This window comes from Solibacillus sp. FSL R7-0668 (assembly GCF_038006205.1).
Lineage (GTDB): Bacteria > Bacillota > Bacilli > Bacillales_A > Planococcaceae > Solibacillus.
On the sequence record NZ_JBBOUU010000001.1, the window covers coordinates 2,291,910 to 2,316,026 of the forward strand.

Genomic DNA, 24,117 nt, shown 5'->3' on the forward strand with positions numbered 1-24,117 from the left:
TATCATCAAACCAAAAGCACTCGATAGTCACATAAGAACTAGGTTTTCTTCCTTGACTGTATGTATTTTTCCGTCAATAAGCCTGCATTAAATACCGCTACAATCATAGTGAAGAAAAATAATATTCGAACGGATAAAAGGCTCTTATCCACATGAAACTCAATGATAGAAAAAGTAGTATAAACAAAGCCAATCGCAACAAAAATAGATAAGATAAATTGTCCCTTTAAAGACTTAATCATAAAATCCCCCTGTCTACTGTTAACATAGAATTAATCTGCTATTTTCCCATCCAGTTTTTTATTCGCATGCACCGAATTTCCCTGAATAATACCTGATTCTACAAAACCAAATGAAGCGTATAATTCTTTCGCTATGACATTACTTTTATGATAAAAGAGATCGACATATTGTGCTTCCCCAAGTGGCATCATTTCAATATCCGCCAACATTTTTTCAAAAGCAAGCTTGCCATATCCTTTCCCCTGATGGCTCTTATCAATCATAAAATGCCAAATGAAATAAGTCTTCTTCCCGAAATAAACTTCATTTTGAAAGGATTCATGGTCCGTCGAATCGTAAATATACATCAAAAACCCAACCATAATATCATCAGCATAAATGGCTAGCGGGGTCGCTGGTATCCCATCTGCGTTCAACATATGCGCATCAGCAAAGCTTCGGAGGTTCGTAGTTTCTATGAAGTCTTTCTGGTTTTCTCCAACGTCGAGTGCTATTACTTCCTCTATGTTATCCCCGTCTATCTTTCTTAGTTCAATCATTTTTTCAGCTCCTTCTGGCAATGTAAGTAGTCTTTGTGCTCTATAAACATGCATCTTACCAATCTATAAATAATAAGAATTCCAGCTTTTTTTCTGTTCTAATTGCAGTATTGCTGCGAATTGCCATGCCATATGGTTCGTTGTGTCGATTTCAAATTCGACGGTTTTGACACCTTGACGTTGTAATTCGATAAGCTGTTGCTTCAAAATAGGCAGAAGATTTGTGGGGTTCTTCATGCCAACCCAGCCTATTTCGTAATGGTCTGTTGTTATGGGATGAAGAAAAATATAGGCCGTTACGTTATTTTCTTCAACTGCTACAAAACTTAAATGAAAATCTGGTGTATCATCTACTAAAATTTCTTTCCAAGTTTGCCAAGAAACATCCTTTACTGGGTTATCTAAATGGGTTTGCTCATAATTGGTTTTTAGTAGTTGAAAAAGATTCTGCTCTAAAGTTGGCTCATTTAAGATTTCAAGTAATGGGATGAATGTTTGTGTTGATTGCTCTTGTTCTAGCTGTTCTAATAATGTGCTGATTTCGTACGTTTCCATATATGTTTTGCGGAACAGCTTGAACTGAAATTGCTTCAATAACTGGATTTTTTCTAATTCATAGTCCCAGCAGGATAAAATGATTTTATCGTGCGTAGCAGTGCCAGCAAGTAAGTGGTTCATCAATTCATCAGCTGCATCTTTCGCGATGACATCAATATATTTTGCATAGGGGTGAAAAGCGCTAGTCCAGCTCATGCCAATGCCTGTTACAGTATCCGCTGAAATTTGGGCAAATAGTTCGGTAAAGTTATTAGATTGAAAACGCCATTCGAGTTCGGCTAATTTTTGCTTGAGTGTATCATCTAATTTAAAGTCATTGATGGTATCGATTTTTTGGATTGTTTGATTTGTGTTCATGCTCTTTCTCCGTTCAAGTTTTGTTAAAGGAAGTGCAGGATTACTTTGCGTGAAATTCTTGATAACGATACCAAGCCACTGCGTTTCGTTCAATTTCTAATGCTAGCTGTTCCTTTCCTTTTATATACGATGCCACATCATATGGAAATCGTTGGGACAGTTCCTTTTTCAAGTCTCCATACTTTTTCGAAACATCTGGATTAGCTCGCAGATAATCTCTAAATGCCAGGTGGCGATCAATTTCTGGACTGCCTACTTCATAAATATGCACATGATGCGTTCGATTATCTCCACCTTTTTTGAAGTATCGACGTCCGCAAATCCCGTTCTCCCCTTTTGGTTCATAACCGATTGCTATCATCGCTGAATTGTACTCATCAATCTTATGAATGTCCTTAACTACAGGCATCATATCAATGATCGGTTTTGCCTTTAAACCGTTTACTGAGGTACTCCCGATGTGATGAATTTTAATAATTTCACGACCGAATATACTATGTAATTGTTTTGCTTCGATTTCAAACAGCCCAATCCAATGCTCATCATATGGCTTTACTTCGATTTTTCTCATGCATTGCCTCCTGTTGATTTTCCCAATCAGCTATATTAGATAGGCTAATGGATGATTATTCTGCGGAAAATATGCTCGGTATTGAAATTTTATGCTCGAATTTAAGTGGTTTGTGATCGATTTCCTGATTTTATGCTCGATTTTTCGAGTTTTACGATCGGTTTTTCAAATTTATGATCGTTTAACCATATTTTTACTTTCACCTTAATGTAACTATCCGTGATAAACCCGTATTTTCAAATATCGCACGTATTTCCAAGTAATGCGCCACCCAATAGCTTTCACATAGCAACAAAAGCAATTGTGAGTATAAAATCTGCGCTCACAATTGCTTTTTTTACAATCTTCTATGCTGAGTTAAAAGTTTTCCTTATCAAACACTTCAATATCAATAATTCGTGCGCCTTGTTTGACCATCGCTTGCTCAAGCTCGTTGACAGTTGCTTGCTTGGCACCTTTTGTGAGGGTAATAATGACGCGGCGTAGATAGGTTGTATCGTCATCCAGTGAGAATACACAGTGCAATGGCCAAATCTTTTTCACCGCCGTTAGTACCTTGATTAAAATGCCATCCGTATCAGGTAAGGCAATAGTAATCGCGCAGCTGCCTGTACGATAGCCCCATGCTTCCTCTAGCAGCTCGAATACTTTGGAGTGCGGTAAAATGCCTGAAAAATGGCCCTTGGTATCAACTACCGCTAAATAAGGTAATTGTTTGATCGAATGAAACACCTCAAAAAATGAGCTGTTTTCATGAACGAAAGCATCATTATCAAGTGCTAGGCTTTTGATTGGCTGCTTCATATCGCCATCCTTTAACTTGTACTCGAGCACCTCAACCTTATAAATATTACCGACAAATTTTTCGCCGTCGTCATCTAGTATCGGGATACAGCGGAAACCATTGTCATTCAATTGCCCTAACACCTGTGAAATCGTGTCCGACGCTTTGACATAGCTTACATCCTTCTTCTTTACAGTTCTTTGTTTTACTAACATAATGATTCCCCCTTCGATGTCATTAACTCTATTTTATAGGGTTTGTCCACAATACGAAAGTTATTTTTAGAATTTTTTGTTTTTTGTGACAAAAGCTTACTTACCTTAGTTGGGGGTTTGCTCGCTTCCAGGGTTTATTTGCGATAATTCCAAAATATTTGCGAATCCCCAGTAATCCCCCTAAAAAGCTCAAGCTCACCCTCTATTTAATCACTTATAAAATTCATAGTAAATATACGCATACGCTAGTTTTCGGCATTGCTCATAGGTTGTCAAATGATTTTCCACATTGTTCACCGCTGCAAAATAGATGGCGGTTAATGGGCTTGTCTCTTTTGGATACAGCTCCCGAACCTCTTGAAAGGCTTGTGCACTCAGTACCTCCGTCCCCAATTCTGTATGGCGAATCAAGTAGCCAATGGTCGTTTCATCAATCCTCGTCTTAAGCAATAGCCGCTCGCCAAGGGCATCCTGGATTTTTTCGTTGACACAATACAGTATTTCATTCGTTAATTGCCAATCTGCTTCACGAATGTTTAAATCGATGATGACAACAGATAGCCCTTCTGGTGGTACATGACTTAATTGATCATTTGCCTCGCGGATGAACTGCTCATAGTTCAACGGAAAATTGTGATCCACAAAATTCAAGCAGGACGAACTCATCACTAAATGCTTCTGCAAATAGGCTTTATCGATTGTCAGTTTTTTTATGAATTGATCGTAGGTTTGCTGTACTTCTAAAGATAGCTGCGTGTCGTTTAATTTTTGACTAATCATTGAAATGCGATCATATAAAGTAACGATTAAATCACGATAGCTGACTTCCTTTACGCAGATTTCCAGCAAATCATGATACAATATCAGCGCCTCATCATACTTATTTAAAGAAGTTAAAATATCCACCTTTAACCCTTTCAGCTGTAGCTCAAAGCGACGCGTTATTTCATATTGAATTTGCTCAAAATATTTATTATAAATTTGATAAGCATACTCATTTTTCCCGAGCCTTAGTGACAGCTCAATATGTCCGATAAAGCGAACTAAAAAATCTTTATTATACGCACCTTTATGTTTCACAAAAAAAACTGATGGATATTTACTACTCTCCCACAAGATTCTATCGTTCCCTGTATCAAACATGGATGCATTATAATTATTCAATGATAAAGATAAAACAGCAAATTGTTGATATTCCATGGCATAGCTCGCTGCTAATTGATAGTATGTTCGCGCATTCTCAAAATTTAAGTAAAAGTAAAAGCAATGACCGATAATCAGATAGACCGTTGCTAAATGCTCTGGATATTCTTCCTTCATCATCTGCTCTAGTGAAAGCATTAAATCTAGTACGACTTTATTGGACCTTGAAAAAATAAAGGGTTCACTTTCATTATTAATAAATTCAATGAGCTGATCAAATTGCTCTTGGTGAATACACTCCTGCACAATCATCTGATAATGCTCTAATTGTCGTTCCAATGATTCAAATTGTTGCTTTTTGTATGCCAATATTTCATCCTCAACACGCAATTGCTCGCCCATCATTTTCATCACCACCTATTCTAGTTGAAACTCGTTATATAGCTCTTTTTCAATAATAGAAATTTCATCTAGCATGCGTACGAGTTTTTGTACATTTTCTGCAAAAAGCTCTTGATTTTGTTGAATCCAACTTCGTAACGCCTTTAAAATTGTTGTTTCCAATTGAACAAGACGCTTAGGGTAGCCCTCGCTTTGTAAAAAACGTGGGTCATGTAATGGCAAAGAATTGTTCGCGTATTTTGAGAAAAAAACCAAATCCTCCTTTGCCAACCCGCGATAAACGTCACGTAAGCCATCTAAAAAGAGATTTGTCGTAGCAGCCGCCGCAATTAAGGATTGAATTGGATTGCCTACCGTAACCGCTCTCATTCGTTGGAGCTTTGCGTTTTTTAAAACGGTATCTAACATAAAGTGGCGCAATAAAAAAACTAAGGCATTTTCAGAATTTATAATGGGTAGGCTTTGATCATCATAATAATAAAATACACCAAAATCCGCCATAGTCAGCATGACATACGGGGTATTTAAAAAATCATGGCGCAATAAGCTAAAATAATAGTCAAAATGATGCCACTGCGAATAATTCTGCTCCTGTACTTCATTTAAAAAAAATAATGAATCATTTGTTTCGAATACATTCATCGCCATCCCTCCCCGTTTATATTCCATTATACAGATTTCAGAGAATATTGACATATGAAGAGGAGCCTTTTTCAGAATTTTTAGATAAACAAAAAAACCACTTAGAAAATAAATTCTAAGCGGCTTTCGTTGGTTGATTTAGGAATTAGTACGCTAAACCGAATAGTGCTTTAATATGCGTCATGTAACGGATATTTGAAGCTTCTTTCATTAATGATGCTGGTAAACCTACTAATTGAGTATTGTTTGCACCAATTGTAGCGATTCCGTCTTTACGTCCTAAAGAACCTAAAGTACCAGAGTTCGTGAATTGGAATGCTTTCATGTCGTGACCTTTAATTTGAGCGAAGATGTTGTAACCAGCTTGCTCACCTTGTTGCCATGCTACTTGAGCTGTTGGTGCGTACGTTGGACGGTCACCTGGGTTTGGAATGTGCGCAGAAGCATCACCAAGTACAAATACATCTGGGTGAGATGTAGATTGTAGGAAATCATTGATTGTTGCTTTACCGCGGTCACAGTTCAGACCTGATTCACCAACTAATGGAAGTGGCGCAACCCCACCAGTCCATACTAAAGTGTTTGCTACGATTGGCTCACGGTCTTTTAATTGAATGACATTGCCTTCAACACCTGTTACAGGAGTTGAAGTGATGAATTCAACACCGCGTTTAGCTAATGATTCTGTAGCGCGTTGGATTAAGTTGTCTGGGAATACTGGTAAAATCTTTGGACCAGCTTCTACTAATTTGATTTTTAAGTCTTCGAAAGGCACGCCGTATTTGGCAGCTACTTTCGGGAAGTGGTCTACGATTTCACCAACAAGCTCAACACCTGTTAAACCGCCACCACCGATAACGATTGTTGCATCTGCTTCATTTTTTGATTTTGCATATTCTGCAATGCGCGCTTCGATGTGCTCACGGATTGCGTTTGCTTCGTCAACAGTTTTTAAGACAAATGAGTTTTCCTCTAAGCCTGGGATACCGAAGAATCCTGTTTGAGAGCCTAAAGAAACAACTAATGTATCGTATGATAAAGTTTTACCATTTGAAAGTTGCACTTCTTTTTTGTCTGCGTTAAAGCTGTTTACTTTTGCGATTTCAAGGTTGATGTCTTTACCTTTAAAGATTTTTTCTAAAGATAGAGAAACCGCGCCCTCTTTAATCGTACCACCAGCTAAGCGGTGTAATTCAGTAATGATTTGGTGCGTTGGGAATTGGTTGACAACTGTAATGTTTGCCTCTAGCGTATTTAAATATTTACGAGCTGTTTGGGCAGCTAAAACACCAGCAAAACCAGCACCTAAAATAACGATATCTTTTGTTACCATGATAACATCCTCCAATTAAATTAGATTGTGCGAATTAATTAATTTGATTTTTTCTCAGCTGCTACAGCTAAAAATGCGTTAGCAAAACGTAAAGCGCCTTGAACTTGTGGGTCTTTTAACATTTTTAATAGACCAAATACACCTACTGTTTCCGTTGTTACTTCTGCGCGGTCCTTTGCTTCGATCGCTGTTTGTGCTAATGATTTTGCCGTATCTACAACTGGGCTCGCCATTTCCGTAACGGCTGCAACTGTATCTTTCTTTAATGTTTCGTCTGTAGCTACAGCTGTTGCGAAGTCATAAGCCTTTGTTAATAAAGTTGTCATTTCTGCTAACTTTGGTAAATTGTCAACTAAAGTCGTTAACGAAGCTTGTACCTCTGGCTTTAATAGTTGGTCTAATACGTCTAATTGCTCTTGAGACACAGACGCTTTTTCTACCTGATTATTCATTTCTGACATAATAACTCTCCTTTGCCAACACTTAATATTTTTTCTTTATGAAAAGTCCGAAACTATGTTTAAACTTTCACATACCATCAATAAGCTATCCTAGCACAAACATTCGGTAGATACAATTAGAAAACCGAAATAAATGACGGAAAAATTAATTTAAAGATAATTCTGAATTTTTAACAGAGTGGTGCTGACTATTTTTTTCAATCTCTGTTTATGAATTCAGCGTTTATTAATAAGAAGAAACTCGTTTTAAGTAGTTATTCTATGCACATTCCTCCGCCGAATAAACGCACGTTCGATGAAAAGTCACGATTGACCTTTACCCTATTTTCCCACCTTTTACACGTTCCATACGGGGATTTAATTAAAAAAATGAGCCTACTTAAATAACAAGTAGACTCCTTCTGTATTACTCACAATACCTTCACTAAATCGCATGTCGCTTTCTTGCTTCGACAAGTTTAGCAGCCGAGAAAATAAGCACCGCTAACCAAATGCAGCCGAAAGTAAAGAATTCTGTCGCTGTAAACGGCTCATCAAAAATAAAAATGCCGATAATTAAGCTCATCGTTGGCGATAAAAATTGGATGAAGCCCATTAAATACAGCGGGATTTTTTGTGCGCCCTTTGCAAAAAGAACGAGTGGTAATGCCGTAATAATTCCGCTGCCGATTAAGAACAGATTGGTTTTCATATCCACCTGTAAAAAGGCAATATCCGTCGTTTGCATTAAATAAATATATCCAACAATCGCAATTGGTAATATAAACAGTGTTTCAATCGCTAAGCCGCGCGTTGCATCGAGCGGGATTTTCTTTTTCAATACACCATAAATAGAAAAGGAAAGCGCCAAAGTTAGTGACACCCATGGGATCGTCCCACCTAAAATAGCTTGATAGCCTACACCAATTGCTGCGATAATGACCGCTACAATCGTTGCACCTGATAGCTTTTCTTTAAAAAAGAGCAAACCAAAGAGCACAGAAATAAGCGGATTGATGTAATAGCCAAGACTCGCCTGTAGCAAGTGATCATTATTAACTGCCCAAATATACACACCCCAGTTGACACTGATTACGAGCGACGCAATGAAAAGCGACCAAAACTGAGCTTGTCTGCCCCATAGTGTTTTAATATCCTCCATTAATTCCTTACGCTGCTTTATCAGTAAGACAAAGAGCGCCGTAAAAACAAATGACCAAATAACTCGCCCCGCTAAAATTTCGAGACTCGAAACATGCTGCACCTGCTTCCAATAAAGTGGAATAATCCCCCACATTAAATAGGCTCCTGCCGCAAACAGGACACCTTGTTTTTGTTCTGACATACTTGCACCTTCTATAAATATAATAGAACTCATTATAGAGGTCGGAACGTGAGATGTAAATGATCGTTTGTGAACATAAGAAAAATCCGTAAACGTCTAACGAACAGCGTTTACGGATTTTCCCAGTATATAGGTTAGCTAATATCCCTTTCTAACTCTCGCTTCCAAACAACAAGCATCGCTACAATCGTAACTAGCGTAAACCCACCAACGACACCAGGGACGAAGAGTTGGCTAAGATAGAAATCAATGGCACGCTGAACCACGTATGATGCCCCAACCGCAATCATTAAAAAGAGCACAACAATTTGCACGCCGATTAAGGCAATGCGATTCGGTACAACAGTTGAAATAACCATTGTTAACATCGTTAAAACAACAGAAAGTAAAAAGATCACCCCGACTGAAAGCAGGATATATTGCCAAAACGTCATGTCATACCAATGATAATGCCAGCCAAATGCGGTTAATGGTAAATCAAAATGTGATTGAGTATCATTGGACTGATAGAGCCACATATAAAATGCTAATAAAGCCGTTGTCAGCAAAGTACCACTGAATAGTCCTGCCAACCATTTCGTTCGGTACAATTGGCGTCCCTTGGCAGAAGCATACTGTAACGGTACAACATTTGCGATTTTATCTCGAATAAAAATCGGTGAAATAAGGATGGCGATACTGACAAAAATCGCAATCGCAATCGATGTTTTATACGTTTTAAAATTACTTGTCACAATATCTGTATAGACAGCAAATCGCTGTTCATCTAAAAGCTGCTGCAATCGCTTTTTCTGACCTTCAGATTCATAATATCTCATATCGGCTAGCATCGATTCTTCCCGATACTGATTCTCCGTTAAATACCATTCATAGGCTTGCAGGCGCCAAGGGAAATCGAGGTCACTTTCAAACGTAATTTTACTATGATAAGCATATTGCTCCTCATTTTCGTCATCAAAGTTATTGAATTTTTCATAGCTATTTAAGCCAGCCGCAATGGCTTCTGGGTCATTTGCTAAATAAGCATCCGCAGCCGCCACCTCTGCTTCATACATTCCTTGAAACTCGGATAGCTCCTCATCATCCCACTCCGCACCGAACATCGGAATAATTTGCTGTTCAATATCAAAATGATCTCCTGTGGGTCGTCCATTTGGAAAATAGTCTAAATCAAATTCGATTAACAATTTAAATAGAATTACGTTCACCAATAAAATGAGCACAAGCAATTTCCAAGAAAATATTTTTCGTAGCTCATAAAAAAATAACTTCATCTCACACGACATCCTTCCGATTGAAATAACGAATTGCCCCGTACACACCAACACTCACAATAGCGAACGAAATAAGCAGCGTCCACACTTCATGGTACTTTGTTTCAATAAACGTGATCCCTCCATCAAAATAGAGATGTGGATTCATCATCAAGCTCGAAATATTGAAAGTTGTAAGCCACAAAATGACGGCATTTGAAAAATATGCGGGCACAATAAAGATGACCATGAGCATGAGCACGACGATGATCCATGTATAATAGCTATTTTTCACGAATACCGCGATGGTAAATGTCAGCATCCCGACAATGAGTAAAATGGCGAGTAAAACCGCTAATGCCAACATGAAATACTGTCCCACCGACACGTCCCACCATGGAATATATGGTAGCTTATACTCCCAGTTGAAGCCGCTGCTAATTGAAGCTTGCCACACAGCCGAGTAATCATAGACGGTAAAGTACGTTGCCAAGGTGACACCAAACAGAACCGCTATGACAAGGAGGCTTCCTAGTAAACTTGCGAACCCTTTATTTAATAAAAGTTTTCGTCCTTTTTTAGTCGGATATATAACAAGTTGTGTGCGCTGCTCGAACTCATAATTTGTAATGAACGCTGTCAATAAAACGACAAGCAATACCCCTTCAATTGCCAGTGTTTTCATATGCGAACGAAATAGCTCGGAATGCATGCGATAATCGCTCAAGAAAAACCATTGCTTATATTCATTCGTCGCAACAATTTCATCAAAACGACTTTCCCACTGGTTAAACTGTGCGACCATTTTTTCCTCAAGCCAGCTCGGCATGGAATAGCGCTTCAACAGAGCATCGATTTCACCGCTCAAATCAATGGTCTCATAGCGTCCCTCTAAACCTTTTGCTACTTGCAAATAAGTAAACTTCAGGCTTATTTCATCGATTTGCTTTTGCTCAGAAGCATCAGCCTGCTCGTACTGCTCATAGGTCATATTGTCCAAAAAGCTCACCGTATCCGTGGCACCTAGCTGCTGCACCTGTTTTTGAATATCGCCCTCCATTGTTGCGAGCACCTCATCATCAAAGGTCGGTCCGTATGCTGCGATAATATCGGTCACAATCTTCAGCTCTTCTTTATGCTGCGCGTTACTCATAATGGAAAATAAATTAAAGCCCAGCATCAAAAGCAGGAGAATCATCATAACCGGTGACAGCAAGGCCTTTTTCATTTCAAGCCATGTAATTGACATTGCCCTCACCCTTCCTGCTCATCGGCGTACGCGACTAAAAACACATCCTCAAGCTGTGGAGCGCTTGCTTGCCAATCCTTTAGTGGCGCTTGCTCTGTAAAAAAGCGCACGAGCATTTGGCCATTATCTTGTTTTTCCGATAAGGTTAAATACTGCTTTCGGAAGCTATGAAAAGCATCGAACGGCATCGTTGTCTCATAGATTTTGCCTTCGATTGACTTGCAAATCGTTGCCGGGTCTGCTTTATACAAAAGCTTCTGATTTTTAATCATGACGATTTCGTTGGCGATTGATTCCACATCCGACACAACATGTGTGGAAATGAGAATAATTTTATCGCGCGCAAGCTCCGAAAGCAGCTGACGAAAGCGCGCACGTTCTTTTGGATCTAGTCCCGCAGTTGGCTCGTCTAAAATCAAAATAGGCGGATCGGCTAAAAGTGCCTGTGCAATCCCAACACGCTGAATCATGCCCCCTGAAAACTTACGCATTTTTTTATTTTTCACATCTGATAAGGCCACAAGCGCTAGCACCTCATCAATCCTCTTGCCCACTAGCTGATGGTCCATCCCCTTTAATGCCGCCAAATAGCGTAAATATTGGGCTGGCGAATAATGCTTATAAAAGCCGAATTGCTGGGGTAAATAACCGACCTGCTCGCGGTATGCCTCGCCCATTGCTACAATCAGTTGTCCATTAAAGGAAATCTGTCCTGATGTTGGCGCAATTAAGGTCACCAGCATTTTAATGAGCGTTGTTTTGCCCGCTCCATTTGGCGCAAGCAGCCCATAAATTCCTTTATCAAATTGCAAGTTCAAATCCGTCAAAACTTGAAAATCCTTATAGCTTTTACTAATATTTTCTACCTTTAACATAGCAGCACTTCCTCCTGTTTTCGTAAATACATGCGTTTAAATGCCAAGCCAAATAAAACGATTAAAATAACGACCAAGCCCCCATAAAGAACGGTTGGTAATGTTTGAAGCACTTGCACATAAGCCTCGTCTGCTAACCATACAAGCCCACTATTGATGATAAGCCAGCCACTCACATAGCCAATCACTTTCGGAACGACCTGACCTTTGCGCAGCGCTACTAACAAGCCTGTTGCAAAAAGAAATAAACCGGTTAACGACAGCATCCATAATCGCATAAAGGATAATTCATGCGTAGAGGCCAGCCATAGCGCAAGGCTCGTATTGCTAACAATCGCCAGACTGCTAAATGCCAGCATGCGAACGGCAATGATTTGGAAAACGGTAAATTTCGTCGTCATTTCGAGCTCAAATGTATGCGCCTCGCGTTTATCAAAAAAGCTAAATAACGACAGGCTCATAAATAAAAACGGGGAAATCATAAAGAAGAGCGCCATTTCCGTTGTCGTTAAAACTCGATCACTGCCAAATGTAACGCCAACGATCAAAAGTAGCGCCACAAGCGCGATGACCGTAAAAATCCATTCATTTTGATTTGGCAGTATATAGCGCCAGCCCATTTGCTTATATAAGCCTTGTATTTCACTAAAAAAGGATTTCTGCTTAGGCAAACCTTTCGTAATAATTTGTGTAATTTGCTGGTCAATCTCCTCTTCTGTTGGATACGGAATCCCGTCCTGCTCCTTCATTTATTGAGCACCTCCAATTCACTTTTTAACTGTTTGATTGCTTTATAATATTTCGTCTTCACCGTAGACAATGGAAGGTGTATTTTTTCCGCGAGTTGGGTGAAGGTTAAATCATCAAGCAGTTTGCCAAGTATGATTTGCTGATCTTGTAGATCGAATGCTTGTAAGGCCTTGTGAATTTCGGCGAGCTGCTGATGATGCAGCACAAGCGAAACGACCTCATCTTCCCCATCCATCTCAATTTGCTCTACCACATCTGTCTGCTTGGAGGTTTGGAAAGCTTTGGAACGAAAGTAGTCCGTGCAATGGTTTTGCGCAATTTGATAAAGCCATGTCCGAAATGAAGCTTTCTTTTCGTCAAATTGAGGAATGGCTTGCAAAGTGCGAATAAAAATTTCCTGCGTCAAATCCATCGCAAGCTGCTGGTCAAACACCCGCTTATAGGCAAACGCAAATATTTCTTTATAATATTTTTGAATTAGCTTATTGGCACTTTCCTCATGCCCATCCTTTTGAATGCGCCGAATCCACCGCTTTTCTACATCAAACACACGCTCACATCCTTTTACATTCATATATTCGTAACGTAGCTGAAAAAAGTTTTCGTTTTTTCGCAAAAATTTTTTTGCGTGGTGTTTTTGCTAGATTTCTGTGGACGATAATGATTAGTCTTCATATTTTGTACAGGGCTTTATTATTAAAAGCTCATTTAGTGACGGTACTTTAAATAGTTGCTAAGTTGGATTTTAACACTTTGCAGAAAAAGGTGTGTAGACAATATTGCATTAAAAAGACACAAACGCTGATAATGCGTTTGTGCCTTTTGGTGTTTTCTAGCTTTGATTTGGGAAGGTTATTTGGTTTATTTATGTATACGTTATTAATCCTTTTTACATTAAATCCTCATACTTATAATCAATTCATTCTTCTGTCTCTATAGCCCTCGTTAGTTAACGAGCGGAATTCACTATTTTCGCTTATGCAGAAAACTAAAACATAGCAAAAAGGAAAGAATCACAAGTAAGGCATAGAACCATACGGAACGAAACCAAATTTTCTTTAATTCTATCAAAAAACTCATTCCCCCATGTTCTGGAGGAAAGGGGGAATTTAATGACAATTCAATATAGAACATTACAAGAAAAAATAAGACTAAAGGAAAAAATAAAATCCACATCAAAAGTTTTATATTCATAAAAAGTCCTTTTCCATTTCAGAATTCTATTCAATACTTAAACTGTATTCTTTAATTTACGATTGAAAATGTGTTAAGGTTTGTTTGCTATTCCATCCAATCACCATATGGAATTACTTTAATGGTTAGTTTGTATATCCATACTATATAGAGCTATTGGCACGTCATTTTTCTATAAGCGGTTCACTATCGTTACCACTTATTATCATTTTTATATTTTTTTCATGAATGTAGACTTCATTCTCCATTTGTTTGTCTTGTAACACCCACTCGGCTGGCTAATTCAGATTGAGTAAAATTATACCTAGCCCTTAATTCTTTCACACGATTTCGAAGCATTTCAAACTCCTTTCCAATCATTTCATTACCCTTATTGTTAAGTATTATTAACATTATATCAAGTATCATTAACCTATTTTTTAGACAATCGAGTAGGAGGGAGTGATTAACTCCCGACCTCTCACACCACCGTACGTACGGTTCCGTATACGGCGGTTCAATTAAGATGAATAACGCAAAGTTTCGTAACGAACTTGCAGACTTTTCAGCCCTTGGCTTTCCCAAAAGGAATTGCCGAGCGTTCTGTGTAATATGGGGCTTTTTGAGATGCGCCAGTACCCTTTCCGGGTATTTCCCCATTCGTATGCTTTCCCATACGGTACTTTTAGACGAATGAGGTTTCTGATTCTTGTTCGAGGTTTCTTCCAATTCTTCCACAGACACATACGTAATCTTCTTTTAATCCAACTATCTAACAGCTTAAATATAGAGAGTGTGTCCGCCAACGCAAAGTACCCACACCATCCAATTAAATATTGGTTTAACTTCTCGATTCTGTCCTCCATAGAATATGGTTTCTTTCTTGAGGTAATTTCTCGTATTTTCTTCTTCATTCGTTCTAAACTATTCTTCGCAATTCTAACCTTCGGTTCTTTATGATTTGTAAAACTAAAGCCGAGAAATTTACAATTCCATGGACGGTCTACGGCAGATTTCTTTTTATTTACCTTTAATCGAAGTTTACCTTCAATGAAACGTTGTACGCTTGCCATCGTTCGTTCTCCAGTACGTTTAGTCTTCACATAAATATTGCAGTCATCTGCGTAGCGAACGAATTTGTGACCACGACTTTCTAATTCTTTATCAAGCTCATCTAACACGATATTCGAAAGCAGGGGGCTCAAAGGACCACCTTGTGGTGTTCCTTCGTCTGTATTTACTACTACGCCATTTATCATCACGCCTGCTTGAAGGTATTTACGAATCAACTTGAGGAGTGATTTGTCCTGAATTTTCCTCGCTAGTACCGCCATAAGTCGGTCGTGGTTTACTTTATCGAAGAATTTCTCTAAGTCCATATCTACTCCCCAACGGTATCCTTCTTTTATATAGCCTTTCGCTTTTCGGATTGCGTCATGTGCACTCCGCTTTGGGCGAAATCCATAACTATGGTCAGAAAATGTTGAGTCATATTGTTTTGATAAAATCTGCGAGATAGCTTGTTGAATCAAACGGTCTGTCACGGTTGGTATTCCTAATAGGCGCACACCACCGTCTGGTTTCGGGATTTCGACACGACGTACTGGCTGCGGTTCATAGGTTCCATTCAAAATCTGCGATTTTATGACTTCCCAATTTTCGAGGATGTGCGGTCGTAGGGTTTCTACGGGCATCATGTCTACTCCATGGCTTCCTTTATTCGCTTCAACTCGCTTGATTGCTTGTATCATGTTTTGCCGTTCTAGAATTTGATTCAACATCACCATTTCGTTCCTTTCCGTGAATAACTGGTCTTCTTATACCTAGTTGAACTACACCCTCCGCAAATACCCTCATGGGATTCACCATTACTTTCTAAGCGCGAGGTTTCTCCGTTTTCTGTGCTTCAACGTTCCAACTAGAATGCCAAGGGCTATTCTCTCTTAATTGTTCGGTCCTTCCAAGAAACTCTAGATTTCCTTGTACTATGACCTCTGCTGACTTCTGACAGTTCAGTTACTTGTCACCAAGTAGGTTATGAAGGGTACTTCACATTTCTGTCAGACCTCCCCGGGTAAGCACATGCACTTTCACACCATCTATCCGCCTCATTTACTTGATATGACCTTCGACAGAAAGAGCTTTGTTTTGTAATGCAAACTCACTCAATCATACCTAGCCTTGTATGAGATTCGTGTTCCTCGGACCGGTGTTTTGCCTCCAGCTTCCTTCAGATTCCATGTCACCATGGACACCCTTGCTCTTGGCTAACCTCTACTTCTGTCTTCGTGGTTCGGGACTTACACCCTATAGTTCATGCACATGCCGGGCGCACATTCAAAAAGCAGCTAAGACTGGTTAAAAGTCTTAGCTGCTGGATGGGACGTTCACCTATGCGGTATTACGAACATTCTATTTGATTGCTGATCTCACGAGTAAAATGCTTTTAATTTTTCGGGCAAGGCTTTATTCATAATGAACCCAGCACAAGTTAATGCGATTAAAGCAATCATAATCCTTACCGTTTTTTCTAACCAACTTATTAGAATAAGATCCGTTAGTTTGAAACCACCAATAATGATGATCCCAACTACAGCAAATGCCAATAAAAGGACTACGATATACTGGAACCATTCCTTTTTTGAAAGCTGTTTAAAGGTCTCTCTATTTTTATAAAATTTGATAATCGCAAATATCAAAAATAATCCTAATAAAATATTTCCAATCATTACAAACCCTCGCCTTAGAATATTTAGATTTAATCGGTATCGTTACAAATAAATATTCAACTTTACTATAACAAGTCATCCAAACATTGGATAATAATAATAATTCCCTACTTGTCCCAATATACTCCAATCTCTTCAAACGAAACCATACTTTCACTCAAGCCTTCAGAACTTTCCGTTCCAATTAATTTAATCTCACTTTTTGTCAAAGTGATAATTCTATGAGAGTTAATTATTTTTCTATCATATATAGACTTTAACAACTCTACTTGTTCGGAAGTCATCTCATAATAATCTCGCCAAGCTTCAATCGCATCTTCAATTGCCATAAACTGCTTCTCTAATAAATATCCTCCACATTGAACTATTCTAACGATATTATCATTTGAAGTGATAGTATCATTGTCACCCCAAATTGCAGTCGTGATAAACGGAGAAATTGTACCATCTTCATCCTCTTTAAGAAGGTATTCTAAAGTTTCATTCTTAACCAACGTAATGATATCTTTTGGTGCACCTGAAAAAAATCTATAGCTGTAGAGATATCCGTTCGGGGAAAATTGTCATTTCGAAATGCCCCAACAAAATAGTTATCTTTGAAAGTAATTGTTCCTCTTCCTCCCGAATCGTCGACAACACTATAGTTATCGCCATCCCATGAATGTTCATATGATAATTCAGGATAATGAGCAACCATTATTGCATGGGCTACTGATGCAAGTATACAACCACTCCATAAATTATTTTTATTTAATTGACTATTTAATATTAAAGGCTTCATTTTTTCTCCTTTTCGCTTTAGTTGGTGTTCTTATCGTACTTAACTTATCAAGTTCCGAGGGTAATTTATTCAATTTTTCTCTATTTTCTTTTCTAGAGAACAATTGTGCGTTACTGTATCTGTTAGTACCACCTTTATCTCTAGGAATCACATATTCGATTTTCCCTTCATTGGGTTCAGGTGTAATCCCTTTTGTACTTTTTGATGTTTAGTTAAAATTTCAACGGTTTGGTCAGATTTAGGTTAATCACCGTAACTTGGGGGTTTCCATTCAAGATACATTCATTTTAACATAAATATCCAGATGATGTTTTTTATAATCCGAATATTCCGCCAATCCAAGTGAAACGTCACCCTTCATTTGGTTATTTATCTTAACTTAGCTTTGTAAATCTCCATAATTATGAAGGTATTATTTATCTTAAGTATTCAAACGTAATCCCTATTTTTCCCCATTAAACTTCTATTTGATTTGTCTTTTTAAGATAAAATACCACCAGTAAAGTCAATATACCAATTGCTGCGTATAAAATCGTAATCCCTATTGCCGAAAAATAATCAGATAGTAAAATAAAGAGAGCAGCCAGTAAGCCCCCTACCGTTGAAACAACCCCCAAAACTCCTGAATATGTACTTCGGGATTCATCTGGAATAATTTCTGCAGTGATTGCTTGTGTAGATGGCAAAAAGATAATTTCACCTATTGTTACGATTGCCATTGCTAAAAATAAAACATTCGAAACCTCACTTATACTTAATACGATATAGCCCGTGAAAAAAATGATTGCGCCTGTGATTAAAGCATTGATATCACTTATTTTTTTAAGAAATCTTGTAATAAATACAGTAAGTCCTACTGCTAATAGTGTATTTTCAGTACGTAAAAATCCTAATATTGTATAGCCTTCATCTCCGAATAAGCTAATATAACGAATACTTAAATAGTACGATAATTGTTCATCCATTAGTGCAAAAATCAACGTAATATATGCTAAGGAAATAAATACGGGGTCCCTAAGCATCCTTCTATAGACTTTTAATGTAGAATGCTTTGATTGACCTTTGATCTCTGTCGTTGCTGTGCTTTCAAGAGTGCTTTTATACTTATCGTCTACCCAAATCAATACACAAACGAACGAAAAAAACGAACTACATGCTACCACTACAAATAATATAGTGGCATATTGATTAAAGAGAAATCCTCCTGTTACACTCCCCAAGGCAAAAGATAAATACGCTGTCCACATAAGAGCTGTGTATACATTTTTTCGATTTTCTTTTGTCGTTTCATCAATGACAAAAGCACTGTAGGCAGGATTGGCAATACTTGAAAATAAATATATGAGAATAAAGCCTATAAAACTTACATATGGTCTGCTGCCTAGTGGCATATTGCCATATGCAACGATGATAAACCCTGCTCCCGTCAAAAGCTCGCCTATTAAAATAAGCTTTTTCCTGCCATACGGATCGGCCATTTTACCACCAATTAAATAACCAATAATTCCTGAAATACCAATACAAAGCGTCATCCAAGTTGCTGTTTTGGCCCCCACTTGCTCGACAAAAAAGACGACTATATACGGCATTACCATCGTGTATGAAAAATTTGTGATAAAGCGAAGTACGATTCTCAACTTGATTGCTGGACTAAATGATCTAATATCCATTGGAACCTCCATTTTGATTGATTAATCAATCATTTATGTTTTTAAAAAAAGACCAAAATACTATTTCGGTCCAAATAAACGTATTGCTATTTCTGAAAATTCATGCCAATTATGCGCTGACGGATCATCTGCATAAGATAAACGTAGCCCAAAGAGTAAACTAACGTAAGAGATAGCTATTTTTTCAGCATTTCCTTCTGCTAGCTGATTTTCCTGCTGACCGTTTACGATTAACTGAGCCACTTTAGCGTTTAATTTTTCTGTCTGTCCATTCACTATTTTAAAAGCTTCAGAAAAGCGTTCATATTGTCCAATTAATTGAACAATTAATCGTAAATAAACTTTTTGAGTAGAAAACAATTCAAAGTGCTTTTGGATAAATGTTTGAATTTCCTCTCTGTAGGAGGCTGGCTGTGTATCGAACTGCAACAGATGATTAATAAAATCCTCCATTGGTTGCTCAATACAGGCCATAAAGAGTTCTTCTTTATTACCAAAATAAATCGAGACACTACCAAAACCAACATTCGCCTCTTTGGCAATCTCAGCCATCGTTGTTGCATCATAGCCTTTTTCTGCAAATAGTCGGATTGCAGCCTTTAAAACACTATCTTTTTTCATTTCAATCGTTCTTTTTTTCGTTTCATTATTCACAACTCATCACCTCAATAACTACAATATACAAAGATGATTGATTAATCAATCATTATTTTGCATTATCTATAAAAAACAGCGGCAAACACTATGAAATTAATGTTTGTCGCTGTTTGAAATGTTTAGCGTTTGAACGTTTTTGAAATTAAGATTAAATTAATTAATATCACCTACATAAGTTTTCGCTTTGCCATTCTCAAAATAAGAAATCAAATGAGTTCTTAGTGCTTGTGGAAATAATTTATAACTTAATAACTCCTTAATTGGTAACCATTCTGTTCCAGTTTGCCCTTTGTCTAGATTTGTTCCATTATCAAATGTATCTTGATGAACCTGACATAAAAACATAAACTCTGTTTGATGAGCATGAGTGTGATAGGCAGCTAATTCATGATTTTTTCCAATATATTCTCTTACAAATATTAATTCACCAACTTCAACTTCAGTACCTAATTCTTCTCTACATTCTCTTTCTAAAGCTTGGTGAAGATTTTCGCCATGTTCTTGACCACCGCCAGGCAAAATATAATATGTACCGCCATTTTCTTGTATTTTTACTGCTAATAACTTGTCCTCTTTCACTATTACCGCTTTGGCTGAATTTCTTATGCTCATTTGCATTCGTCCTTACTCCTTCGCACATAATTTTCTAGTTAACTTATATTCTAAATGCCTTTCAGATAAGTTACCTTTAGTTGTTAGCTGCTGAATCGAATATTCCCTAAGTTTCATTTGGAAAGGTTATTTAGTTTCAACTAAATATTTATTCATTAACTAAATTTGTATTCTATATTTAATTATTTTTCTCCGTACTTTCCATCCCTAATTGCTTTTCTGTATTTTCCTTTTTCTTCAACAGCAATTGCTTTCTCTGTGCTTATTCCTTGAATAGCGTAATACTTTGTGCCTTTTTTATATGTATTTGAGAAGTTTTCGGAGTAAGTCCCCTCCATATCTGAATACTTTGTTACTTCACCTATTTTTTCATCTATGTTTTCTACATATTCATCCGTTAATTGATAAATATAATCATTCCAAACAACAAACTCAAATGCCCAGTCTGCTGATGAATTATCATTATGATTAGAGTTGGAGCAACCTGATAAAAGGACAATTGATATTGCTACACAGAGGAAATTGTATTTTAACCCCAAATTATCCACTCCTTTATCTACCATTTTAATAATAGTATAACCATCCCAAAGCGAGATTGGGGAACATTGTTAAAATAACAGTTGCGCTATATGTTAGTAAGTTAATGTATTATCGGATTTTAATGCTATAATGACGCATTGCTGTCGGCACACCTTCCATGTCCAATATGCCATTCATGATTAAGCGAATTACGCGATATTCGATAAATTGGGCGCCAATGTATTGATTTAAATGCCCCATTACTTCGCCGATGATTCTGGCTGATTTGATAAAATCTTTATGGTTATTCTTTTCGTGGAATTCTTTTACTGTCTCGATGATGTACTCGTCATAATAATTTTCTGGAACATTTACGATTTCGTTATTTTCCCAGATTCGTAATACGTCTTTTTGTTGACATAGTTGTAGCCATTGTTGCTCAAACACTTTACGTTCTAATTGTGTAAGTACATGACCCTGCCCCTTGTTTCCATACATTTGCTTTAATTGTTTGACTAAAATTTCACCCATATGTCGTGGGGGAAATTCCATCTCATCTAGTTCAAAATGCATTTTATAGGCTTCATTGATATTGATTAGCACGATATCATTTGTTTTTTCTTTTAATACATACAGGATTAATCGTAACGCAGCTTGCTCGTGGGCATTTTCGCCAATCCAAATGATAATTTTATGATCGTTTGGAATTTGCTTAAGCGATAATAAATATTGCTCAAAGTGATACTCATACGTCATTAGTTGTTTTTCATCTATATTAATATGTGTACGCAGCCAATTGTAGCGATGATTAATTCCTTCAGGAGTATGTAAATTCCAAAGTGGCCCAATTGAAAATAAATCAGACACGTTCATGATGTTTTCTTGTTGTGTTAAATCGGACTCTATTAAAGTGATTTTTAAACTACCCGCAGCTGAATCACTAAAGACAATATGTGTCGTTTGAAATTGTGCTTGTTTGCTACTTGTTTGATTATTTTTAGATGCTAACAGGTCGTTATATGTATTTTTTACATCTAAAAAGAATTGCTGCTCTGAATATCCTTTTCTCTCCTCAACAGTTTGCATACGCAAAAAGACTTGAAGTAATAATGTTTTTAATTCTGTATCTTCCAAATGATTGATCATGTCTTTCATCTCATTAAACAATTAATAACCCCCTTCATTCAAATTTCATTTTAGACGAACATCTTTGGCAAATAAACTTACCTTCAAGATTCAAATAAGCTTTGATTTCAGTAAATCCTTTTCTTTTTGGATATTTAAGTTGGACAAATACTTCTTCGTCACTTTTAATTTCGGTATTACATTTCATACATTTTGGAATGATTAATGCCATTCTCTTTCCTCCCTCTATAAATGTTGTTGTATCAATGTCTCACGCCATTTTTGAGTGTCTAAAAAAATATTTTTCGACACGTACACCTATCTTTATTTTGTAATTATTGATTTTTCTTACAATCCGTTCGAACGCTCCGCTAAAGGATGAACCATTAATTGGTAATGATCCTCCTGATCCCGTGCTGTATATTGATGCACTTTTGGATCTCTGCGTTGCTTATGATGACGGACCCTCCCATGTCTCTAGGCGTCTGTTTGCGCGTACATTCCTTCGTTCGGTCTATTCATAAGGCAGAGGCTGGCGATGCTCCTATAGGGACTCGTTTCAATTCATCACGGTCGGATGGAATAAATAATGCCGGCTTCTCCGTGTCATCCTTTTGACTTTCACTGCTGATGGTGCCGCTTATGCAGCCGTTTGAAGCTGGGTGAAATCCTTCATCATTTGTTGTTCGTTAAACATCATTTTCTTGTTGCACAAAGCGTGTAAAATCTTGAGTAATTTACCACACAGGACGACAATGGATTGTTTTTTACGCAGTGGATTGACGGCGCGTGTGGTGTAATGTTCGTGTAACGCTTTAAATGCTGGATTATGGCGAATCAAAGGCATCATCACGCGGAACAGAAGGGCTCGTAGCTTCCGTCTGCCTCGTTTGGAAATCCGCTTTTGTCCTTTTTGCTTACCAGAAGAGTTTTCGCGCAATGTAAGTCCCGCTAGCTTAATTAATTGGCGTGGATGCTCGTATTGCGTGAAAGAACCAACTTCTGAAAGTAACTCGACAACGGTTACGTCTCCGATTCCTGGTACCGATACTAAATAATCATAATCGGTCATTTGTTTGGCTAGCTCTGTGAGCTGAACCGTTAATTCATCGAGTTGAGCCTGCATCAATTTGATTTGGGAAAGCAGTGTGGCGATTTCATATTTGGCCATCACTAAACCTTCTGTTAGTCCAATTGAGTTTTGGGCTACTTCAACTAATTGCTTTGCCTTTGGTAGTTGAGGGCTTTTCATTCCCTCTACTTGGCGATATAAGAAGAGAAGCTCTTCGGGTGATTTCCCTTGAATATCCGAGGGTAATGGCGTCATTTCGAGCGCCGCATACGCCATTTTCCCAAAGTCCTTAAAGACTTGTGGAAACTCGGGAAAGAAGCGATCTAACCAACGAATGAGGCGATTTTGAAGCGCGTTTAAATCTTCTTGAATTTTAGAGCGCAATGTCGCGCCGTTTCGTAGTTCGGCTTCCACGCCTTCTAACAGCCGTGGATAGCTAAAGCGTCCATCTCGCATTAAACGTGCGATGACAAGCGCATCTTTTTGGTCATTTTTCGTCTGCAGGTTGTCGTCCAGTTCTTTCGAGCGGTTGACGTGCATTGGATTGACCATCACAAACGGAATTCCGTAATGCGTTAAAAACGCTGCTAAGTTCATCCAGTAGTGACCTGTTGGCTCGAATCCAACGAGGATTTCCTGTTTTTCATGCGCTACTTTTATGGCAAGCAAACGCTCGTAAAACCCTTCAAATCCAATACGAGATTGCAGGATTGGAAACGATTTTTGGAGCACACGGCCACGATCATCTACCGCACAAGCGAAGTGTTTGTGCTTGGCGATGTCGATACCGATTACTAAAGTATTTTCAGAAACTTGATTAATTTTTTGGTTCGTATTACTATTCATATACGGGTTCCTCCTGTGTGGTGATTGGGTCAATGAGCGTTGACACTCAAGCATCATACAAGAGGACTTTTTTTATTTCAAGCCCCTGAAAATCCTTCTAACAGGAATGCTCCTATATTCATCAATTTTAGATTTATAATTTATTACGATTGAGGTGTGCAAAACGTTTCATTTGCGTGGAAGATTTTGATTCCTATGTGTCATTAAGGTAAGTTTATTAGGTATATTTTATCA

Annotated in this window: 26 protein-coding genes and 1 pseudogene; all 27 read right to left on the minus strand. The window is 37.9% G+C overall.

The features are described 5' to 3' along the window. Window positions 1–38: 38 nt before the first annotated feature. The 27 genes and pseudogenes from MKX47_RS11285 to MKX47_RS11415 all read right to left on the minus strand — a co-directional run bounded on the left by MKX47_RS11285 (window position 39) and on the right by MKX47_RS11415 (window position 23,883). Window positions 39–242 carry a hypothetical protein gene (locus tag MKX47_RS11285; RefSeq protein WP_340774113.1) on the minus strand — a complete coding sequence of 68 codons (204 nt, stop codon included), beginning with the start codon at window positions 240–242 and terminating at the stop codon, window positions 39–41. Window positions 243–272: 30 nt separating this feature from the next. After that, entirely contained in the window at window positions 273–782 is a 510-nt protein-coding gene (locus tag MKX47_RS11290; RefSeq protein ID WP_340774116.1) for a GNAT family N-acetyltransferase, read from the minus strand. A gap of 63 nt (window positions 783–845) precedes the next feature. Then, a complete protein-coding gene (locus MKX47_RS11295) occupies window positions 846–1,697 on the minus strand; it encodes a hypothetical protein (protein WP_340774119.1) in 852 nt (283 codons plus the stop codon). A 40-nt stretch (window positions 1,698–1,737) separates the two neighbouring features. After that, window positions 1,738–2,268 (minus strand): GrpB family protein, encoded by a 531-nt coding sequence (locus MKX47_RS11300; protein ID WP_340774121.1) that lies wholly within the window; start codon window positions 2,266–2,268, stop codon window positions 1,738–1,740. 357 nt (window positions 2,269–2,625) lie between these two features. Continuing rightward, entirely contained in the window at window positions 2,626–3,267 is a 642-nt protein-coding gene (gene cbpA, locus MKX47_RS11305) for a cyclic di-AMP binding protein CbpA (protein WP_340774124.1), read from the minus strand. Window positions 3,268–3,477: 210 nt separating this feature from the next. After that, a complete protein-coding gene (locus tag MKX47_RS11310; protein WP_340774126.1) occupies window positions 3,478–4,815 on the minus strand; it encodes a hypothetical protein in 1,338 nt (445 codons plus the stop codon). Window positions 4,816–4,827: 12 nt separating this feature from the next. Further along, window positions 4,828–5,454 (minus strand): serine protease, encoded by a 627-nt coding sequence (locus MKX47_RS11315; protein WP_340774128.1) that lies wholly within the window; start codon window positions 5,452–5,454, stop codon window positions 4,828–4,830. 145 nt (window positions 5,455–5,599) lie between these two features. Beyond that, window positions 5,600–6,787, minus strand: a complete 1,188-nt coding sequence (locus MKX47_RS11320; RefSeq protein ID WP_340774130.1) for an NAD(P)/FAD-dependent oxidoreductase — start codon at window positions 6,785–6,787, stop codon at window positions 5,600–5,602. Window positions 6,788–6,825: 38 nt separating this feature from the next. After that, window positions 6,826–7,248 (minus strand): DUF1641 domain-containing protein, encoded by a 423-nt coding sequence (locus tag MKX47_RS11325; protein ID WP_340774133.1) that lies wholly within the window; start codon window positions 7,246–7,248, stop codon window positions 6,826–6,828. A gap of 424 nt (window positions 7,249–7,672) precedes the next feature. Further along, window positions 7,673–8,572 carry an EamA family transporter RarD gene (rarD, locus tag MKX47_RS11330; protein WP_340774135.1) on the minus strand — a complete coding sequence of 300 codons (900 nt, stop codon included), beginning with the start codon at window positions 8,570–8,572 and terminating at the stop codon, window positions 7,673–7,675. A 134-nt stretch (window positions 8,573–8,706) separates the two neighbouring features. After that, the gene (locus MKX47_RS11335; protein WP_340774136.1) at window positions 8,707–9,846 is read right to left on the minus strand and encodes a hypothetical protein; all 1,140 of its coding nucleotides are present in this window, start codon (window positions 9,844–9,846) and stop codon (window positions 8,707–8,709) included. A gap of 1 nt (window position 9,847) precedes the next feature. Further along, window positions 9,848–11,074 carry a hypothetical protein gene (locus MKX47_RS11340; RefSeq protein WP_340774139.1) on the minus strand — a complete coding sequence of 409 codons (1,227 nt, stop codon included), beginning with the start codon at window positions 11,072–11,074 and terminating at the stop codon, window positions 9,848–9,850. A 5-nt stretch (window positions 11,075–11,079) separates the two neighbouring features. Then, complete coding sequence (locus MKX47_RS11345) at window positions 11,080–11,949, minus strand: ABC transporter ATP-binding protein (RefSeq protein WP_340774141.1); 870 nt, start codon at window positions 11,947–11,949, stop codon at window positions 11,080–11,082. Next, on the minus strand, window positions 11,943–12,698 hold the full coding sequence (locus MKX47_RS11350) for a hypothetical protein (protein ID WP_340774144.1): 756 nt from the start codon (window positions 12,696–12,698) through the stop codon (window positions 11,943–11,945). Before MKX47_RS11350 ends, MKX47_RS11345 begins: the two co-directional genes overlap by 7 nt. Then, a complete protein-coding gene (locus MKX47_RS11355) occupies window positions 12,695–13,249 on the minus strand; it encodes an RNA polymerase sigma factor (protein WP_340774146.1) in 555 nt (184 codons plus the stop codon). Before MKX47_RS11355 ends, MKX47_RS11350 begins: the two co-directional genes overlap by 4 nt. Before the next feature lie 893 nt (window positions 13,250–14,142). After that, window positions 14,143–14,232 (minus strand): annotated as a pseudogene (locus MKX47_RS11360) (helix-turn-helix transcriptional regulator); the annotation flags it as partial. 161 nt (window positions 14,233–14,393) lie between these two features. Further along, on the minus strand, window positions 14,394–15,656 hold the full coding sequence (ltrA, locus tag MKX47_RS11365) for a group II intron reverse transcriptase/maturase (RefSeq protein ID WP_340774149.1): 1,263 nt from the start codon (window positions 15,654–15,656) through the stop codon (window positions 14,394–14,396). A 645-nt stretch (window positions 15,657–16,301) separates the two neighbouring features. Beyond that, complete coding sequence (locus MKX47_RS11370) at window positions 16,302–16,601, minus strand: hypothetical protein (protein ID WP_340774151.1); 300 nt, start codon at window positions 16,599–16,601, stop codon at window positions 16,302–16,304. A gap of 107 nt (window positions 16,602–16,708) precedes the next feature. Beyond that, complete coding sequence (locus MKX47_RS11375; protein ID WP_340774153.1) at window positions 16,709–17,095, minus strand: hypothetical protein; 387 nt, start codon at window positions 17,093–17,095, stop codon at window positions 16,709–16,711. Further along, complete coding sequence (locus MKX47_RS11380; RefSeq protein WP_340774156.1) at window positions 17,074–17,382, minus strand: hypothetical protein; 309 nt, start codon at window positions 17,380–17,382, stop codon at window positions 17,074–17,076. Before MKX47_RS11380 ends, MKX47_RS11375 begins: the two co-directional genes overlap by 22 nt. A 455-nt stretch (window positions 17,383–17,837) precedes the next feature. Beyond that, window positions 17,838–19,052: an MFS transporter gene (locus MKX47_RS11385; RefSeq protein ID WP_340774159.1), complete on the minus strand. Its 1,215-nt coding sequence runs from the start codon at window positions 19,050–19,052 to the stop codon at window positions 17,838–17,840. Window positions 19,053–19,112: 60 nt separating this feature from the next. Beyond that, window positions 19,113–19,706, minus strand: a complete 594-nt coding sequence (locus MKX47_RS11390; protein WP_340774161.1) for a TetR/AcrR family transcriptional regulator — start codon at window positions 19,704–19,706, stop codon at window positions 19,113–19,115. Between the two features lie 156 nt (window positions 19,707–19,862). After that, window positions 19,863–20,327 carry an NUDIX domain-containing protein gene (locus MKX47_RS11395; RefSeq protein WP_340774164.1) on the minus strand — a complete coding sequence of 155 codons (465 nt, stop codon included), beginning with the start codon at window positions 20,325–20,327 and terminating at the stop codon, window positions 19,863–19,865. A gap of 176 nt (window positions 20,328–20,503) precedes the next feature. Then, window positions 20,504–20,860: a hypothetical protein gene (locus MKX47_RS11400; protein ID WP_445683589.1), complete on the minus strand. Its 357-nt coding sequence runs from the start codon at window positions 20,858–20,860 to the stop codon at window positions 20,504–20,506. 109 nt (window positions 20,861–20,969) lie between these two features. Further along, window positions 20,970–22,007: a DUF1835 domain-containing protein gene (locus MKX47_RS11405; RefSeq protein ID WP_340774167.1), complete on the minus strand. Its 1,038-nt coding sequence runs from the start codon at window positions 22,005–22,007 to the stop codon at window positions 20,970–20,972. A 13-nt stretch (window positions 22,008–22,020) separates the two neighbouring features. After that, on the minus strand, window positions 22,021–22,197 hold the full coding sequence (locus MKX47_RS11410; RefSeq protein ID WP_340774168.1) for a Fe3+ hydroxamate ABC transporter substrate-binding protein: 177 nt from the start codon (window positions 22,195–22,197) through the stop codon (window positions 22,021–22,023). Between the two features lie 408 nt (window positions 22,198–22,605). Then, window positions 22,606–23,883: an IS110 family transposase gene (locus MKX47_RS11415; protein WP_340774170.1), complete on the minus strand. Its 1,278-nt coding sequence runs from the start codon at window positions 23,881–23,883 to the stop codon at window positions 22,606–22,608. Between the last annotated feature and the right edge of the window lie 234 nt (window positions 23,884–24,117).

Coding starts and splice junctions, on each gene's coding strand:
- MKX47_RS11285 (WP_340774113.1), bottom strand. CDS start 242: ATGATTAAGTCTTTAAAGGGACAATTTATCTTATCTATTTTTGTTGCG.
- MKX47_RS11315 (WP_340774128.1), bottom strand. CDS start 5,454: ATGAATGTATTCGAAACAAATGATTCATTATTTTTTTTAAATGAAGTA.
- MKX47_RS11410 (WP_340774168.1), bottom strand. CDS start 22,197: ATGGCATTAATCATTCCAAAATGTATGAAATGTAATACCGAAATTAAA.
- MKX47_RS11385 (WP_340774159.1), bottom strand. CDS start 19,052: ATGGATATTAGATCATTTAGTCCAGCAATCAAGTTGAGAATCGTACTT.
- MKX47_RS11295 (WP_340774119.1), bottom strand. CDS start 1,697: ATGAACACAAATCAAACAATCCAAAAAATCGATACCATCAATGACTTT.
- MKX47_RS11415 (WP_340774170.1), bottom strand. CDS start 23,883: ATGAATAGTAATACGAACCAAAAAATTAATCAAGTTTCTGAAAATACT.
- MKX47_RS11290 (WP_340774116.1), bottom strand. CDS start 782: ATGATTGAACTAAGAAAGATAGACGGGGATAACATAGAGGAAGTAATA.
- MKX47_RS11370 (WP_340774151.1), bottom strand. CDS start 16,601: ATGATTGGAAATATTTTATTAGGATTATTTTTGATATTTGCGATTATC.
- MKX47_RS11345 (WP_340774141.1), bottom strand. CDS start 11,949: ATGTTAAAGGTAGAAAATATTAGTAAAAGCTATAAGGATTTTCAAGTT.
- MKX47_RS11335 (WP_340774136.1), bottom strand. CDS start 9,846: ATGAAGTTATTTTTTTATGAGCTACGAAAAATATTTTCTTGGAAATTG.
- MKX47_RS11395 (WP_340774164.1), bottom strand. CDS start 20,327: ATGCAAATGAGCATAAGAAATTCAGCCAAAGCGGTAATAGTGAAAGAG.
- MKX47_RS11340 (WP_340774139.1), bottom strand. CDS start 11,074: ATGTCAATTACATGGCTTGAAATGAAAAAGGCCTTGCTGTCACCGGTT.
- MKX47_RS11300 (WP_340774121.1), bottom strand. CDS start 2,268: ATGAGAAAAATCGAAGTAAAGCCATATGATGAGCATTGGATTGGGCTG.
- MKX47_RS11320 (WP_340774130.1), bottom strand. CDS start 6,787: ATGGTAACAAAAGATATCGTTATTTTAGGTGCTGGTTTTGCTGGTGTT.
- MKX47_RS11310 (WP_340774126.1), bottom strand. CDS start 4,815: ATGATGGGCGAGCAATTGCGTGTTGAGGATGAAATATTGGCATACAAA.
- rarD (WP_340774135.1), bottom strand. CDS start 8,572: ATGTCAGAACAAAAACAAGGTGTCCTGTTTGCGGCAGGAGCCTATTTA.
- MKX47_RS11380 (WP_340774156.1), bottom strand. CDS start 17,382: ATGAAGCCTTTAATATTAAATAGTCAATTAAATAAAAATAATTTATGG.
- MKX47_RS11325 (WP_340774133.1), bottom strand. CDS start 7,248: ATGTCAGAAATGAATAATCAGGTAGAAAAAGCGTCTGTGTCTCAAGAG.
- cbpA (WP_340774124.1), bottom strand. CDS start 3,267: ATGTTAGTAAAACAAAGAACTGTAAAGAAGAAGGATGTAAGCTATGTC.
- MKX47_RS11350 (WP_340774144.1), bottom strand. CDS start 12,698: ATGAAGGAGCAGGACGGGATTCCGTATCCAACAGAAGAGGAGATTGAC.